We start from the raw sequence: 14,363 nt of genomic DNA on the forward strand, positions 1-14,363 counted from the left end.
CCGGCCCCGCGGGAACCCCCGCTCGCGCGGCCGGGCGACCGCCGGGATCCCGCAGGCCACTGCCCGTGGCCGTGAGCGCCCACTCCGACCGGAGAGGCGCACACGGGCACGGGCTTGTGGGACGTGGGGGTGCGTACCACCTGTCCAGAACCTTCGGAGCCTGTGTCCGAACCCATCCGTTGCACCTGGGGGAGTCCGTGAGTAGTGCCGCGTTGCGCGAGGCGAGCGGGTGCCGGCCGGCCGTCGACGCGCTGCAGACCCTGTGCGCCCCGCTGTTCGCCTCGCTGCCCCGCAGCGACCAGCGCGAGCGGTTCGTGAAGTACGTCGAGGGGCTGCTCGCCACCGAGGGCCGCCGGTCCTTCCGGAACATGGCGGCCTGCCTGGGCGGCGGGCCCACCCTGGAACAGCGCCTGCACCATTTCGTCAGCTGCTCCACCTGGGACTGGATGCCGGTCCGGCGCGCCCTGGCCGCCCGGGCGACCGCCCCGGTGCCGCCCGACGCGTGGGTGCTGCGCACGGTACTGGCGCCGAAGGAGGGCACCAGCATGGTGGGCGTCCACCGCCGCCACGTACCGGCCCTCGGTCACTCGCTCAACGTGCAGTACGCCGTCGGCCTCTGGGCCGTGTCCGGTACGGAATGCCGGCCCGTCAACTGGCGGCTGCTGCTGCCCCGTACATGGACGGACGACCCGGAGCGGCGGGCCCGGACGTCGATCCCCGACGGGAGCCGCCCCGAGACCCCGACGGAGTGCGCGATCGGCGCGTACAGCGGCCTGATGGATGACGCGGAGGGGCAACTGCCGGGCGCGCCGGTGGTGTTGGCCGTGGACGGCGTCGACGTGGCCGCGGCGGTCCGGCACCTGCGTGCCGCTCGGCTGCCGTTCCTCGTGAAGGCCGACCCCGGCGACCCGCTCGGCGCGCGCGCCGCCTCCGACGACGGCCTGCTCCTCTTCGGCAGCAGTACGGGGACGGAGCCGTGGCCCGACGAGGTCTGGCTCACCAACCTGCGGGACGCCGGCACCCCGGAGCTGACGGCCCTGGCGGCGTCGGCGCGCGCGGTGGACGCGTCGTTCGCGCAGGTCACCGACCCGCTCGGCGCGCGGGACTTCACGGGCCGCACCTTCGACGGCTGGCACCGCCATATGACGCTCGTCTCGGTGGCACACGCGGCACACGCGGCGGCCCACACGGCTCGTGCGGCCGCCCCGGCGGACAACCGCCCCTCGTCCTCGCTTGTGACAGAGTCTGCACCTTTTCCTGGTGTTGCCGATCGGGTGTGACTAGCGTCGAGCCAGTCGCGGCCGGCGCGGCGTGCGGCCCTCGCCGCCACAGTCCCGCGCCCCCGCCTTTTCCGCCGCAGCCGCCCATCGTGTGGCCGCCGCACCACTTCCACCGGACTTTCACCGGTTCCTCTGGTCTAGGAGTGCCATGTCCCGCCGTCTGTTCACCTCGGAATCCGTGACCGAGGGGCATCCCGACAAGATCGCTGATCAGATCAGCGACACGATCCTCGACGCGCTGCTGCGGGCGGACCCGGTCTCCCGGGTCGCCGTGGAGACGCTGATCACCACCGGCCTCGTCCACGTCGCCGGCGAGGTCACCACGAAGGCGTACGCGGACATCGCGACCCTCGTCCGGCAGAAGATTCTGGAGATCGGCTACGACTCGTCGGCCAAGGGGTTCGACGGCGCCTCGTGCGGCATCTCGGTGTCCATCGGCGCGCAGTCGCCGGACATTGCGCAGGGCGTCGACACGGCGTACGAGCGGCGGGTGGCGGGCGAGACGGACGAGCTGGACCGCCAGGGCGCGGGCGACCAGGGCCTGATGTTCGGCTACGCCACCGACGAGACGCCCGAGCTGATGCCGCTGCCGATCCACCTGGCGCACCGGCTGTCGCGCCGCCTCTCCGAGGTGCGCAAGGACGGCACGCTCCCGTACCTGCGCCCGGACGGAAAGACCCAGGTCACCATCGAGTACGACGGCGACAGGGCGGTCCGCCTGGACACGGTCGTCGTCTCCTCGCAGCACGCGGCGGACATCGACCTGCAGACGCTCCTCACCCCCGACATCCGCGAGCACGTCGTCGAGCACGAGCTGGCGGCCCTGGCCGACGAGGGCATCAAGCTGGAGACCGACGGCTACCGGCTCCTGGTGAACCCGACGGGCCGCTTCGAGATCGGCGGCCCGATGGGGGACGCGGGCCTGACCGGCCGCAAGATCATCATCGACACGTACGGCGGCATGGCCCGGCACGGCGGCGGCGCCTTCTCGGGCAAGGACCCGTCCAAGGTGGACCGTTCGGCGGCGTACGCGATGCGCTGGGTCGCGAAGAACGTGGTGGCGGCCGGGCTGGCCGCGCGCTGCGAGGTGCAGGTCGCGTACGCGATCGGCAAGGCCGAGCCGGTCGGCCTGTTCGTGGAGACCTTCGGCACCGCGACCGTCCCGCAGGACCGCATCGAGAAGGCCATCACCGAGGTCTTCGACCTGCGCCCGGCCGCCATCATCCGCGACCTGGACCTGCTCCGCCCCATCTACGCGGCGACCGCCGCCTACGGCCACTTCGGCCGCGCCCTCCCGGACTTCACGTGGGAGCGCACCGACCGCGCCGCCGCGCTGCGCACCGCCGCGGAGGCCTGACGTGCGGATCGTCATCGCCGGATCGGTCGCCACCGACCACCTCATGACCTTCCCCGGACGCATCAGCGACCAATTGCTGGCCGACAAGCTGGACAGGGTCTCCCTGTCGTTCCTCGTCGACACCCTGGAGATCCGGGAAGGCGGCGTCGCCGCCAACATCGCCTACGGCCTGGCCCGCCTCGGCCACCGCCCCCTCCTCGTCGCGGCGGTCGGCGCGGACTTCCGGGACCAGGGCCGCCGCCTCGCCGAGCTCGGCGTGGACACCTCCGGGGTGCGCGTCTCCGGTACCCGGCACACGGCCCGCTTCCTGTGCACCACCGACCCGGACGGCAACCAGCTCGCCTCCTTCTACGCGGGCGCGATGGCCGAGGCCGCCGACATCGACCTCGCCGCCGTGCTCGGCCCGCGCGGCGGCGCCGACCTCGTGCTGATCGGCGCCGACGCCCCGGCCGCGATGCTCCGCCACACCCGGGCCTGCCGCGCCCTCGGCATCCCCTACGCCGCCGACCCGGCCCAGCAGCTGGCCCGCCTCGAAGGCCCCGAGATCCGCGAACTCGCCGACGGGGCGACGCTGCTGTTCACCAACGAGTACGAACACGAACTGCTGCTGCGCAAGACCGGCTGGACCCACGCCGAGGTGCTGCGGCGGGTCGGCACATGGATCACCACGCTCGGCGAGAAGGGCAGCCGCATCGAACGCGACGGCGAACCGGTGGCGGAAGTCCCGGCCGTCCCCACGGACGTCGTCGCCGACCCGACCGGCGTCGGCGACGCCTTCCGCGCCGGATACCTGGGTTCCCTCGCCGCGGGGCGCGACCCCGTGCGCTGCGCGCAGACCGGATCGGTGATGGCCTCGTTCGCCCTGTCGGCCGTGGGGACCCAGACGTACACCCCCACACCCGAGGGCGTGCGCGCACTGCACCGCACCGCCTACCCGGGCGCCGCGGACCCCGCGACACCCGTGCTCGCAGAGGGGGCGGCGCACCGATGAGCGTGCTCACGCTGCCCGCAGCCCGCCCCGGCCCGGCCGAGCTGATCGCGGCCGGCCACCGCTCGTACTCCTTCGAGTTCTTCCCGCCCCGGACCGACCAGGGCGAGCGGGTGCTGTGGCAGGCCCTGCGCCGGATCGAGGCCGTCGACCCGGCCTTCGTCTCCGTGACCTACGGGGCGGGCGGGTCCTCGCGGGAACGGACCACCGACCTCACCCAGCGCATCGCGGAGCACACCACCCTGCGCCCGGTCGCCCACCTCACCGCGGTCGGCCACTCGACGGCCGAACTCCGCCGGATCATCGGGCGCTACGCCGACGCCGGCATCCGCGACGTACTGGCCCTGCGCGGTGATCCGCCCGGTGACCCCCGTGGCCCGTGGACCCGGCACCCCGACGGCCTCGACCACGCGGCGGACCTGGTACGGCTCGTACGCGACCTGGGCGACTTCAGCATCGGCGTCGCCGCGTTCCCCGAGCGGCACCCCCGCTCGCCCGACTGGGACACCGACATCCGCCACTTCGTCGCCAAGTGCCGGGCGGGCGCGGACTACGCCATCACCCAGATGTTCTTCAGCGCCGAGGACTACTTCCGGCTGCGCGACCGGCTGGCCGCCGCCGGCTGCGACACTCCGGTCATCCCGGAGATCATGCCCGCCACCCGGTACGACCAGATCAGCCGCTTCGCCGAACTGAGCAACGCCACCTTCCCGACCGGCCTCGCCCGCCGGCTGCGTGCCGCGCGGCACGCCCCCGGGGACTCCCACCGCATCGGCGTCGACCACGCCACCGAACTGGCCCAGCACCTCCTCGACGAGGGCGCGCCGGGCCTGCACTACATCACCCTCAACCACTCCACCGCGGCCCTCGACATCCACCGCCGCCTCCGCCTGGAGACGACTCACCTATGACCACGTCACTTTCCCTGCCCTGCGTCGGCCCGCTGCCTCCGCTGCTCCCCCTGGGCTTCGAGTGGTCCGCACTGGACCAGCGGGCGGTCGACACCGCCCGTGTGCTGGCCGCCGACGCCGTGCAGAAGGTCGGTAACGGCCACCCGGGCACGGCGATGAGCCTGGCCCCTGCCGCGTACACCCTTTTCCAGAAGGTCATGCGGCACGACCCCGCCGACCCGGACTGGACCGGCCGTGACCGGTTCGTGCTGTCCGCCGGCCACTCGTCCCTGACCCTCTACATCCAGCTCTACCTGGCCGGTTTCGGCCTGGAGCTGGAGGACTTGATGGCCTTCCGTACCTGGGGTTCCAAGACCCCGGGTCACCCGGAGTACGGCCACACCGTGGGTGTCGAGACCACCACCGGCCCGCTGGGCCAGGGCGTGGCCAACGCAGTGGGCATGGCGATGGCCGCCCGGTACGAGCGCGGCCTGTTCGACCCGGACGCCGCCCCCGGCACCTCGCCGTTCGACCACCACATCTACGCCATCGCCGGCGACGGCTGCCTGCAGGAGGGCATCTCCGCCGAGGCGTCGTCCATGGCCGGGCACCAGAAGCTCGGCAACCTGATCATGCTGTGGGACGACAACCACATCTCGATCGAGGGCGACACCGAGACCGCCATCTCCGAGGACACCGCTCTGCGGTACGAGGCGTACGGCTGGCACGTCCAGCGCGTGGCGCCGAAGTCCAACGGCGACCTGGACCCGGCCGCCCTGTACGCCGCGATCCAGGCCGCGAAGGCGGTAACGGACCGCCCGTCGCTGATCGCGATGCGCTCGATCATCGCCTGGCCGGCCCCGCACGCGCAGAACACGGAGGCCGCGCACGGCTCGGCACTGGGTGCCGAGGAAGTGGCCGCCACCAAGCGGGTGTTGGGCTTCGACCCTGAGCGGACCTTCGAGGTCTCCGAGGAGGTCATCGCCCACACCCGGACCGCACGGGACCGCGGTGCCCGGGCCAGGGCCGAGTGGGAGAAGGCGATGGCCGCCTGGCGCATGGCGAATCCGGCGCGGGCCGCCGAGTTCGACCGGATCACCGCGGGCGAGCTGCCGACGGGCTGGGAGGCGAAGCTCCCGGTCTTCGAGACCGGCAAGGGCGTCGCGACGCGCGCAGCCTCGGGCAAAGTCCTGCAGGCGCTGGGCGGCGTGATTCCCGAGCTGTGGGGCGGCTCCGCCGACCTCGCCGGCTCGAACAACACCACCATCGACAAGAACTCCTCGTTCCTGCCGGTGGGCAACCCGCTGCCCGAGGCCGACCCCTACGGCCGCACGATCCACTACGGCATCCGCGAGCACTCCATGGCCGCGGAGATGAACGGCATCGCGCTGCACGGCAACACCCGCATCTACGGCGGCACCTTCCTGGTGTTCTCCGACTACATGCGCAACGCCGTACGCCTCTCGGCCCTGATGCACCTGCCGGTCACCTACGTGTGGACCCACGACTCCATCGGTCTCGGCGAGGACGGCCCGACCCACCAGCCGGTGGAACACCTCGCCTCCCTCCGCGCCATCCCCGGCCTCAACGTCGTCCGCCCGGCCGACGCCAACGAGACCGCGATCGCCTGGCGCGAGATCCTCAAGCGCTCCACGAAGGAGTACGGCAAGAGCGCCCCGCACGGCCTGGTCCTGACCCGCCAGGGCGTACCGACGTACGAGCCTGACGAAGGTGCGGCGAGGGGCGGTTACGTCCTGCTGGCGGCCGAGGGCGGCGAGCCGCAGGTGATCCTGCTCGGCACGGGCTCCGAGGTGCAGCTCGCCGTCGAGGCGCGTGAGCGGCTGCAGGCCGCGGGCGTCCCGACGCGCGTCGTCTCGATGCCCTGCGTGGAGTGGTTCGAGGAGCAGGACCAGGCGTACAAGGACAGCGTCCTGCCGCCGGCCGTCAAGGCCCGCGTGGCCGTCGAGGCGGGCATCGGCCTGACCTGGCACAAGTACGTGGGCGACGCCGGCCGCATCGTGTCGCTGGAGCACTTCGGCGCCTCCGCCGACGGCAAGGTCCTCTTCCGCGAATTCGGCTTCACAGCCGAGGCCGTGACCGCCGCGGCCCTGGCCGCACTCGGCGGCGGAAGCGAGCGGGACATGACGGAGGAGCACCGTTGAGCAGGTTGCGCTGGCTGACGGCGGGGGAGTCGCACGGCCCCGCACTGGTGGCGACGCTGGAGGGCCTTCCGGCCGGCGTCCCCGTGACCACGGAGATGGTGGCGGACGCCCTGGCCCGTCGCCGGCTCGGTTATGGCCGCGGTGCCCGGATGAAGTTCGAGCGTGACGAGGTGACCTTCCTCGGTGGCGTGCGGCACGGCCTGTCGCTGGGTTCGCCCATCGCGATCATGGTGGGTAACACCGAGTGGCCCAAGTGGGAAAAGGTCATGGCGGCCGATCCGGTGGACGAGGCGGAGCTGGCCGAGCTGGCCCGCAACGCGCCGCTGACCCGCCCGCGCCCGGGCCATGCGGATCTGGCGGGGATGCAGAAGTACGGCTTCGATGAGGCCCGCCCGATCCTGGAGCGCGCGTCGGCGCGTGAGACGGCGGCCCGGGTGGCGCTGGGCGCGGTGGCCCGCTCCTTCTTGAAGGAGACGGCGGGCATCGAGATCGTCAGCCACGTCGTCGAGCTGGCGGCTGCCAAGGCCCCGTATGGCGTGTACCCGGAGCCCTCCGATGTGGCGAAGCTGGACGCGGACCCGGTGCGCTGCCTGGACGAGGCGGCGTCGAAGGCGATGGTCGCGGAGATCGACCAGGCGCACAAGGACGGCGACACCCTCGGTGGCGTGGTGGAGGTGCTGGCGTACGGCGTGCCGGTGGGCCTCGGTAGCCATGTGCACTGGGACCGCCGCCTGGACTCCCGCCTGGCCGGTGCCCTGATGGGCATCCAGGCGATCAAGGGCGTCGAGGTCGGCGACGGCTTCGATCTCGCCCGGGTGCCCGGTTCCAAGGCGCACGACGAGATCCTGGCGACCGACGACGGCATCAAGCGCGCGTCGGGCCGCGCCGGTGGCACCGAGGGCGGCCTGACCACCGGCGAACTCCTGCGCGTCCGGGCCGCGATGAAGCCCATCGCGACCGTGCCGCGCGCGCTGGCCACCATCGATGTGGCCACCGGTGAGGCGGCGCAAGCCCACCACCAGCGCTCGGATGTGTGCGCGGTGCCGGCTGCCGGGATCGTGGCCGAGGCCATGGTGGCGCTGACCCTGGCCGACGCCGTGGCGGAGAAGTTCGGCGGCGACAGCGTGCCCGAGACGCGGCGCAACGTGCGCTCGTACCTCGACAACCTGCGGGTCCGGTGAGCCGCTCAAGTACGGTCCGCGGTCCGCGGGTTGTGCTGATCGGGCCGATGGGGTCGGGCAAGTCGACGGTCGGCGCGCTCCTCGCCGAGCGGCTGGGCTGCGGTTTCCGGGACACGGACGCGGACATCGTGGCCGCGCAGGGCCGGGAGATCGCGGACATCTTCGCGGACGAGGGCGAGCCGTACTTCCGCGAGCTGGAGCGGGCGGCGGTCGCCGCCGCCGTGGCCGGGCACACGGGGGTCCTCGCGCTCGGCGGCGGGGCGATCCTCGACGGGTCGACCCGCCGGCTGCTCGCCGGGCACCCGGTCGTCCATCTGTCGCTGGGCGCGGCGGAGGCGGTCGAGCGCATCGGCGCGAACCGGGCCCGCCCTCTGCTCACCGCCGACCGGCACACCCGGTGGCGGGAGTTGATGGAGGCGCGCCGGCACCTGTACGCCGAGGCGGCCCGGGAGGTCGTGGCCACCGACGGCCGCACCCCCGAAGAGGTCGCCCGGGCGGTCCTCGGCGTACTGGAGCTTCTGTAGGTCGGGGAACGGCCCACGGGGTGCCGGGGCTTACGGGTGGTACTTCTCCTCGACCGTCTCGCCGGCGCCGGACTTGGTGCTCATGGTGACGCGGACGGTCACGCTGCCGGTCTTCGCGGCCTTCTCCAGCTGTTCCACGGTGCACTTCGCGGTGCCGTAGCCGTCGTCGCCGAGGGACACGCCGTCGTCGGGGTCGTCGGAGCAGATCGCGGCCGCGCCGAGGATCTTGGTGGCGTTGGCGACGAAGAACGCCTGGTCCGTGCCGCCGTCCTGGGGCTTGACGATCAGCTTGCCGGGCGCGAGGTACTCCAGCTTGCCGACGATCGTGCGGTGGTTGCCCGCGTTGGCGACGCCGCCGCCGGCGGGGGCGGACTCGCTGCCGGTGCCGGCGGCGGGCGGCGCCGTGGTGGGCTTGCCGCCGTCCTGGCCCTGCGGGCCGGAGTTGTCCGAGGAGGAGCCGCTCGTGGGCTGGGGCGAGGCCGAGGAGTGCTGCGAGTCGGTCGCGGCCGAAGAGCCCGAGGAGTCGGCGGCGCCCGCCTCCCCGGAGCCCTGCCCGCACGCCGTGGCCCCCAGGCCCAGCGCCGCGGCGGCGACGACGGCGGCGGCGATGCGGCGGCCGGCGCGGCTGCGGAAGCGCTTGGTGGCGGTGGCGGTGTTCATCGTGTACTCCCGTTGCTCTGTTCTCTCGTCTTTCTCCCTGACGACAATCAGTTTCCAAGATCGCGTTGGCGTTCCGCTAACGGACGGCTAATGCGGTGCGGCGGCACACCGCAGCGCGCGTGCCGCCGCCGCCGAAGGTCGGTCAGATGTCCCGGAAGATCTCGATCTGTGCGCCCAGCGAGTTGAGCCGCTCGGCGAGGTCTTCGTAACCGCGGTTGATGACATAGACGTTGCGGAGTACGGACGTCCCCTCGGCGGCCATCATCGCCAGGAGGACGACGACGGCGGGGCGCAGGGCCGGCGGGCACATCATCTCCGCCGAGCGCCAGCGGGTCGGGCCGTCGACCAGGACGCGGTGCGGGTCGAGCAGCTTCACCTGCGCGCCGAGGCGGTTGAGGTCCGTCAGGTAGATCGCGCGGTTGTCGTAGACCCAGTCGTGGATGAGGGTCTGGCCCTGGGCGCTGGCCGCGATCGCCGCGAAGAACGGCACGTTGTCGATGTTCAGGCCCGGGAACGGCATCGGGTGGATCTTGTCGAGCGGGGCGCTCAGCTTGGAGGGGCGCACGGTGAGATCGATCAGGCGGGTGCGGCCGTTGTCGGCGGTGTACTCCGCGCTGCGGGTGTGGTCCAGGCCCATCTCCTCCAGGACCGCGAGCTCGATCTCCAGGAATTCGACGGGTACGCGGCGGATCGTCAGCTCGGACTCGGTGACGACCGCGGCGGCCAGCAGGCTCATCGCCTCGACCGGGTCCTCCGACGGCGCGTAGTCCACGTCCCGCTCGATGTGCGCGACGCCGTGCACGGTGAGGGTGGTGGTGCCGATGCCCTCGACCCGTACGCCCAGCTGCTCCAGGAAGAAGCACAGGTCCTGGACCATGTAGTTGGAGGAGGCGTTGCGGATGACCGTGACGCCGTCGTGCCGGGCGGCGGCGAGCAGCGCGTTCTCCGTCACGGTGTCGCCGCGCTCGGTCAGTACGATCGCGCGCTTGGGCGCCACGGCCCGGTCGACGTGCGCGTGGTACGTGCCCTCGGTGGCGGTGACCTCCAGGCCGAAGTGGCGCAGCGCGGTCATGTGCGGGGTGACCGTACGGGTACCGAGGTCGCAGCCGCCGGCGTACGGGATCTTGAAGTGGTCCATGCGGTGCAGCAGCGGCCCGAGGAACATGATGACGCTGCGGGTGCGGCGTGCCGCCTCGGTGTCCATCGCGTCGAGGTCCAGCTCGGCCGGCGGCACGATCTCCAGGTCGTTGCCGTCGTTGATCCAGCGGGTGCGGACACCGATGGAGCCGAGGACCTCGAGGATGCGGTAGACCTCCTCGATGCGGGCGACCCGCCGCAGCGTCGTGCGCCCGGCGTTCAGCAGCGTGGCGCAGAGCAGGGCCACGCACGCGTTCTTGCTCGTCTTGACGTCGATGCTGCCGGACAGCCGCCGGCCGCCGACGACGCGGAGATGCATGGGACCCGCATACCCCAGGGAGACGATTTCACTGTCGAGCGCCTCGCCGATCCGGGCGATCATCTCAAGGCTGATGTTCTGATTACCGCGTTCGATGCGGTTGACCGCGCTCTGGCTCGTGCCGAGCGCCTCCGCCAGCTGGGTCTGTGTCCAGCCCCGGTGTTGCCGGGCGTCACGGATGAGCTTGCCGATGCGTACGAGGTAGTCGTCTGCCATGAGGAGAACGGTATCTCAGATATGAGATGGATGTTCAACTGTCGCTTGTTCTACTACTATGCGAACAATAGGCCGTACGGCGGCAGCGAGGCGACCGCTGCCGAGGCGGCGGACACAGGGGAGGCGGTGCCGGACATGGCCGGTCGCTGGGGCATTACCGCAGGACACGGCGGCGGCACGGCGGACGCGGGCAAGGGGCCGGGCGTGCGCCGGATGATCGTCGCGATCGCACCCTTCCCGGTGGCCGCCGCCGTCGTCGTAACGGCGTACAGCACGCTCGCCGGGCGGCTGCCCGACACGCTGGCCACGCACTTCCGCGCCGACGGGCGCGCCGACGGCTTCACGACCGCCGGCGGCTTCCTCGCCGTCTCGCTCGGCACCCTCCTCGTGTTCGGCGCCGTTTTCGGGCTCCTCGTCCTCGGGCCGACGGCCGGACGGCGTACCGGGACCGCGCGGCGTCCGGCGGACACGGGTCGTGCGGACGGCGTACCGGCCATGGCCCGCCTCCGCACGGCCGGTTCCTTCATCGCCGTCGGCTACGGGCTCGCGGGCCTGCTCGGGTACCTCTTCGTACGGACGCTGTACGCCAACGCGGCGGCCGGCGGCCACTCCGCCGCCCGGCTCCCGCTCTGGCAGGTCGCCGTGGCCCTCGGCGTGGGCGTGGTGGCCGGCCTGCTCGGCCGGCTGCTGGCGGGGAAGGATGTGCCGCCGCCGGACGGCGGGGTGCGCGGCGGTGCGCCCCGGCTGCCCCTCGCCGGCTCCGAGGTCGCCGGCTGGTCCCGGACCGTCTCCTCGCCCGTCATGTACGTCCTGGGCGGCGTGCTGCTCCTCGCGGGCCTGATCGCGGGCCTGACCGCGGGCCCGGGCAGCGGGTGGAGCGCGACGCCGGTCCTGCTCTTCGGCGGGCTGCTGATCCTCGCGCTCGCCGGGCTGCGGGTGACCGCCGACCGGCATGGCCTGACGGTGACCCCGCCGCTCCTCCCGTACCCCCGTATGCGCATCCCCCTGGCCCGCATACGGGAGGCCGACAGCCGGAAGATCGTCCCGCTGCGCGACTTCGGCGGCTGGGGCTACCGGATGCGGCCCGGCCGCAGCGGTTTCGTGCTCCGCTCCGGCGAGGCGCTGTCGCTGCGCCTGGCGAGCGGAAAGGAGTTCGTGGTGACGGTCGGCGACGCGGCCACCGCGGCGGCGCTCCTGAACACCCTCGTCGACCGCTCGGACGCCGCGGAGGGCAGCGGGGACGGTGGTACGGGGAGTAGCGCCGACGGTCCTGCGAACGGCAGCGCCGGCGGTCCGGGAGGCGCGGCCTGATGCTCGTCCGCATCGACCCGGCGTCCTCCGTGCCGCTCGGCGATCAGGTCGCCGCCTCCGTGCGCGGCGCCATCGCCGACGGCTCCGTGGGCGCGGGGGAACGCCTCCCCGCCGCCCGCGCCCTCGCCGTCTCCCTCGGCGTCAACGTCCACACCGTCCTCCGCGGCTACCAGCGCCTCAAGGAGGAGGGCCTGATCGAACTGCGGCGCGGCCGCGGCGCGGTGGTCACCGGCGCCGCGTCCCCCGCCCGCGCCCGCCTCACCGACGCCGCCGCCGGCCTGATCGAACAGGCCCGCGCCCTCGGCCTCACGGACGAGGAGATCGTCTCCCTGGTCCGTACGGGCCTGGGCGGCCGGATCGGTACGGGCTGACCGCCCATCAGGTCGGCTCGGCTACCAGGTCGGCCCCGCCACCTGCCGGGTCGTCACATTGATCCGGTTGAAGAGGTTGGTCAGGCCGACCATGAGGACGATCGACGCAAGCTGCTTCTCGTCGAAGTGCTCGGCCGCCGCGTTCCAGATCTCGTCCGGCACCGGGTCCGGCTGATCGGCGAGCCGGGTCGCGGCCTCGGCGAGGGCCAGCGCGGCGCGTTCGGACTCCGTGAAGAACGGCGCGTCGCGCCAGGCCGCCACCGCGAAGAGCCGCTCGTCGGTCTCGCCCGCCTTCTTCGCGTTGAGCGCGCCGCCCACCACGCAGTAACCGCAGCCGTTGATCTGGCTCGCGCGCAGGTGCACCAGCTCCAGCGTCGTCTGCGGTACACCGCCCGACCCCGCCGCCTTCAGGAGCTGCTGCACGGCCGCGGTGGCCTCGGGAAAGATGGTCGCGGGGTTCTGCATCCGTGCCTGCATGATCGCTCTCCTCGTGATCGGATTTCCGTGCTTCACCCCTACGACGGGAGCGGCCCGCGAGATGTGACATGCCGGCCGAGGCGTCCGCGGAAAATTTTCCGCACCCCTCTGTACCTACTGGTATGTATCCTCTCCCCATGAGCACTGCGAACGGCCCGTCGGCCGGCACCTCGGAACGCCTCATCGAAAGCACCCGCGAGCTGCTGTGGGAGCGCGGCTACGTCGGCACCAGCCCCAAGGCGATCCTGCAGCGCGCGAACGCCGGCCAGGGCAGCATGTACCACCACTTCACCGGCAAGCCGGACCTCGCGCTGGCCGCCATCCGGCGCACCGCCGAGGAGATGCGGGCCGAGGTGGCGCGGCTGCTTGCCGAACCCGGTACGGCACCGGACCGGATCGGCGCCTACCTGCGCCGCGAACGCGACGTCCTCAAGGGCTGCCCGGTCGGGCGGCTCACCCAGGACCCGGACGTGATGGCCGACCCGGCGCTGCGCGCGCCGGTCGACGAGACGTTCGACTGGCTGCGCGGCCGGATCGCGGAGGTGCTGGCGGAGGGCCAGGAGGGCGGCGAGCTGAATGCCGAGCTGGACCCGGCCGCCACGGCCGCGACCGTGGTCGCGGTGGTCCAGGGCGGTTACGTCCTCGCCCGCGCCGCCGGTACGCCGGACGCCTTCGACCAGGCCGTCACGGGCGTGCTCACCCTGCTGGCCGCGCACGCCACCGGGAGCCGCTGATGTACGCCGCGCAGTACGAGATCACCCTGCCCGCGGACTACGACATGGGCGTCATCCGAAAGCGGGTGGCCGACTACGGGCATCTGCTCGACGACCGCGCCGGGCTGGCCCTGAAGGCGTACCTCATCCGCGAGCGCGGCGCCGACGGCTCGCCGGTCAACCAGTACGCGCCCTTCTACCTCTGGCAGGACGTCGACGCGATGGGCCACTTCCTCCTCGGCGGGGGCGGCTTCCAGGGGATCATCCGCGACTTCGGCCGCCCGGCCGTACGGCACTGGACCGGCGTGGCCACCCTGGCGGGACCGGCCCGCGAGACACCCCCGCGCGCCGCCTCCCGCCGCCTGACCGCCCTCCCGCCCGACCCCGACCCGGACCGCACGGGCCTCGGTCTCTCCCGCCTCATCGAGCGGGAAACCGAAGCCCTGCGGACCCTGGCCCGCCGCGCCGACGTCCACACGGCGGCACTCGCCGTCGACCCGCACCACTGGCACCTGATGCGCTTCGTCCTCTGGACGGACACCGTCCCCGACAACGAGGACGCCACCGAACGCTACGAGGTCCTCCACCTGTCGGCCCCGCACCTCACCGAGCTGCAGGACGGCATGCGGCAGGGCGGAGCATGACCGCGCGGCGGCGATGTACTAGAGTTATCTCGACATCGAGATATCTGCCGAGAGGCGTACCGCTGCCGCGCTAGTAAGGCTCCCCTAACTAAGTCTTACCTTAGCTGATCGGCTGGGGCCGGTGACGGCAGGA

14 protein-coding genes are annotated in these 14,363 nt (G+C 72.6%); 11 read left to right on the forward strand and 3 right to left on the reverse strand.

The features are described from left to right. Positions 1–197: 197 nt before the first annotated feature. The 7 genes from ABT381_RS05860 (at position 198) to ABT381_RS05890 (ending at position 8,382) form a co-directional block, all read left to right on the forward strand. On the forward strand, positions 198–1,280 hold the full coding sequence (locus tag ABT381_RS05860) for an IS701 family transposase (protein WP_351588274.1): 1,083 nt from the start codon (positions 198–200) through the stop codon (positions 1,278–1,280). A 148-nt stretch (positions 1,281–1,428) separates the two neighbouring features. Then, the gene (gene metK, locus ABT381_RS05865; RefSeq protein ID WP_351588277.1) at positions 1,429–2,637 is read left to right on the forward strand and encodes a methionine adenosyltransferase; all 1,209 of its coding nucleotides are present in this window, start codon (positions 1,429–1,431) and stop codon (positions 2,635–2,637) included. A gap of 1 nt (position 2,638) precedes the next feature. Further along, entirely contained in the window at positions 2,639–3,628 is a 990-nt protein-coding gene (locus tag ABT381_RS05870) for a carbohydrate kinase family protein (protein ID WP_351588280.1), read from the forward strand. After that, a complete protein-coding gene (gene metF / locus ABT381_RS05875; protein ID WP_351588283.1) occupies positions 3,625–4,536 on the forward strand; it encodes a methylenetetrahydrofolate reductase [NAD(P)H] in 912 nt (303 codons plus the stop codon). The genes ABT381_RS05870 and metF overlap by 4 nt, the downstream gene beginning before the upstream one ends. Then, entirely contained in the window at positions 4,533–6,677 is a 2,145-nt protein-coding gene (gene tkt, locus ABT381_RS05880) for a transketolase (RefSeq protein WP_351588286.1), read from the forward strand. The genes metF and tkt overlap by 4 nt, the downstream gene beginning before the upstream one ends. Further along, positions 6,674–7,858, forward strand: a complete 1,185-nt coding sequence (gene aroC / locus ABT381_RS05885) for a chorismate synthase (RefSeq protein ID WP_351588288.1) — start codon at positions 6,674–6,676, stop codon at positions 7,856–7,858. Before tkt ends, aroC begins: the two co-directional genes overlap by 4 nt. Positions 7,859–7,905: 47 nt before the next feature. Next, complete coding sequence (locus ABT381_RS05890) at positions 7,906–8,382, forward strand: shikimate kinase (RefSeq protein ID WP_351588290.1); 477 nt, start codon at positions 7,906–7,908, stop codon at positions 8,380–8,382. Between the two features lie 30 nt (positions 8,383–8,412). Here the strand turns inward: ABT381_RS05890 and ABT381_RS05895 are convergent, their stop codons facing one another. Together ABT381_RS05895 and ABT381_RS05900 are read right to left on the reverse strand one after the other, a co-directional pair. Then, entirely contained in the window at positions 8,413–9,042 is a 630-nt protein-coding gene (locus ABT381_RS05895) for a hypothetical protein (protein ID WP_351588292.1), read from the reverse strand. A 142-nt stretch (positions 9,043–9,184) separates the two neighbouring features. Beyond that, positions 9,185–10,714, reverse strand: a complete 1,530-nt coding sequence (locus ABT381_RS05900) for a helix-turn-helix domain-containing protein (RefSeq protein WP_351588294.1) — start codon at positions 10,712–10,714, stop codon at positions 9,185–9,187. Between the two features lie 45 nt (positions 10,715–10,759). On the opposite strand from ABT381_RS05900, the gene ABT381_RS05905 reads away from it, so the two are divergent. Both ABT381_RS05905 and ABT381_RS05910 read left to right on the forward strand, forming a co-directional pair. Further along, positions 10,760–12,025 carry a DUF1648 domain-containing protein gene (locus ABT381_RS05905; protein WP_351588296.1) on the forward strand — a complete coding sequence of 422 codons (1,266 nt, stop codon included), beginning with the start codon at positions 10,760–10,762 and terminating at the stop codon, positions 12,023–12,025. Next, positions 12,025–12,396, forward strand: coding sequence for a GntR family transcriptional regulator (locus ABT381_RS05910; protein WP_351588298.1), 372 nt, complete (start codon positions 12,025–12,027; stop codon positions 12,394–12,396). The genes ABT381_RS05905 and ABT381_RS05910 overlap by 1 nt, the downstream gene beginning before the upstream one ends. Positions 12,397–12,417: 21 nt before the next feature. Here ABT381_RS05910 and ABT381_RS05915 read toward each other — a convergent pair whose 3' ends face one another. After that, positions 12,418–12,873, reverse strand: coding sequence for a carboxymuconolactone decarboxylase family protein (locus ABT381_RS05915; protein ID WP_351588300.1), 456 nt, complete (start codon positions 12,871–12,873; stop codon positions 12,418–12,420). Between the two features lie 137 nt (positions 12,874–13,010). Here ABT381_RS05915 and ABT381_RS05920 point away from each other — a divergent pair, with 137 nt between their 5' ends. Further along, on the forward strand, positions 13,011–13,607 hold the full coding sequence (locus ABT381_RS05920; RefSeq protein ID WP_351588303.1) for a TetR/AcrR family transcriptional regulator: 597 nt from the start codon (positions 13,011–13,013) through the stop codon (positions 13,605–13,607). After that, a complete protein-coding gene (locus ABT381_RS05925; protein WP_351588306.1) occupies positions 13,607–14,230 on the forward strand; it encodes a DUF4865 family protein in 624 nt (207 codons plus the stop codon). The genes ABT381_RS05920 and ABT381_RS05925 overlap by 1 nt, the downstream gene beginning before the upstream one ends. Positions 14,231–14,363 lie beyond the last annotated feature (133 nt).

It is taken from the genome of Streptomyces sp. NPDC000151 (assembly GCF_040301705.1).
GTDB lineage: Bacteria > Actinomycetota > Actinomycetes > Streptomycetales > Streptomycetaceae > Streptomyces.

What these genes read in the sequence shown, in the direction of transcription:
- metK (WP_351588277.1), top strand. Translation starts at nt 1,429, where the DNA reads ATGTCCCGCCGTCTGTTCACCTCGGAATCCGTGACCGAGGGGCATCCC.
- metF (WP_351588283.1), top strand. Translation starts at nt 3,625, where the DNA reads ATGAGCGTGCTCACGCTGCCCGCAGCCCGCCCCGGCCCGGCCGAGCTG.
- tkt (WP_351588286.1), top strand. Translation starts at nt 4,533, where the DNA reads ATGACCACGTCACTTTCCCTGCCCTGCGTCGGCCCGCTGCCTCCGCTG.
- ABT381_RS05890 (WP_351588290.1), top strand. Translation starts at nt 7,906, where the DNA reads ATGGGGTCGGGCAAGTCGACGGTCGGCGCGCTCCTCGCCGAGCGGCTG.
- ABT381_RS05895 (WP_351588292.1), bottom strand. Translation starts at nt 9,042, where the DNA reads ATGAACACCGCCACCGCCACCAAGCGCTTCCGCAGCCGCGCCGGCCGC.
- ABT381_RS05900 (WP_351588294.1), bottom strand. Translation starts at nt 10,714, where the DNA reads ATGGCAGACGACTACCTCGTACGCATCGGCAAGCTCATCCGTGACGCC.
- ABT381_RS05910 (WP_351588298.1), top strand. Translation starts at nt 12,025, where the DNA reads ATGCTCGTCCGCATCGACCCGGCGTCCTCCGTGCCGCTCGGCGATCAG.
- ABT381_RS05915 (WP_351588300.1), bottom strand. Translation starts at nt 12,873, where the DNA reads ATGCAGGCACGGATGCAGAACCCCGCGACCATCTTTCCCGAGGCCACC.
- ABT381_RS05920 (WP_351588303.1), top strand. Translation starts at nt 13,011, where the DNA reads ATGAGCACTGCGAACGGCCCGTCGGCCGGCACCTCGGAACGCCTCATC.
- ABT381_RS05925 (WP_351588306.1), top strand. Translation starts at nt 13,607, where the DNA reads ATGTACGCCGCGCAGTACGAGATCACCCTGCCCGCGGACTACGACATG.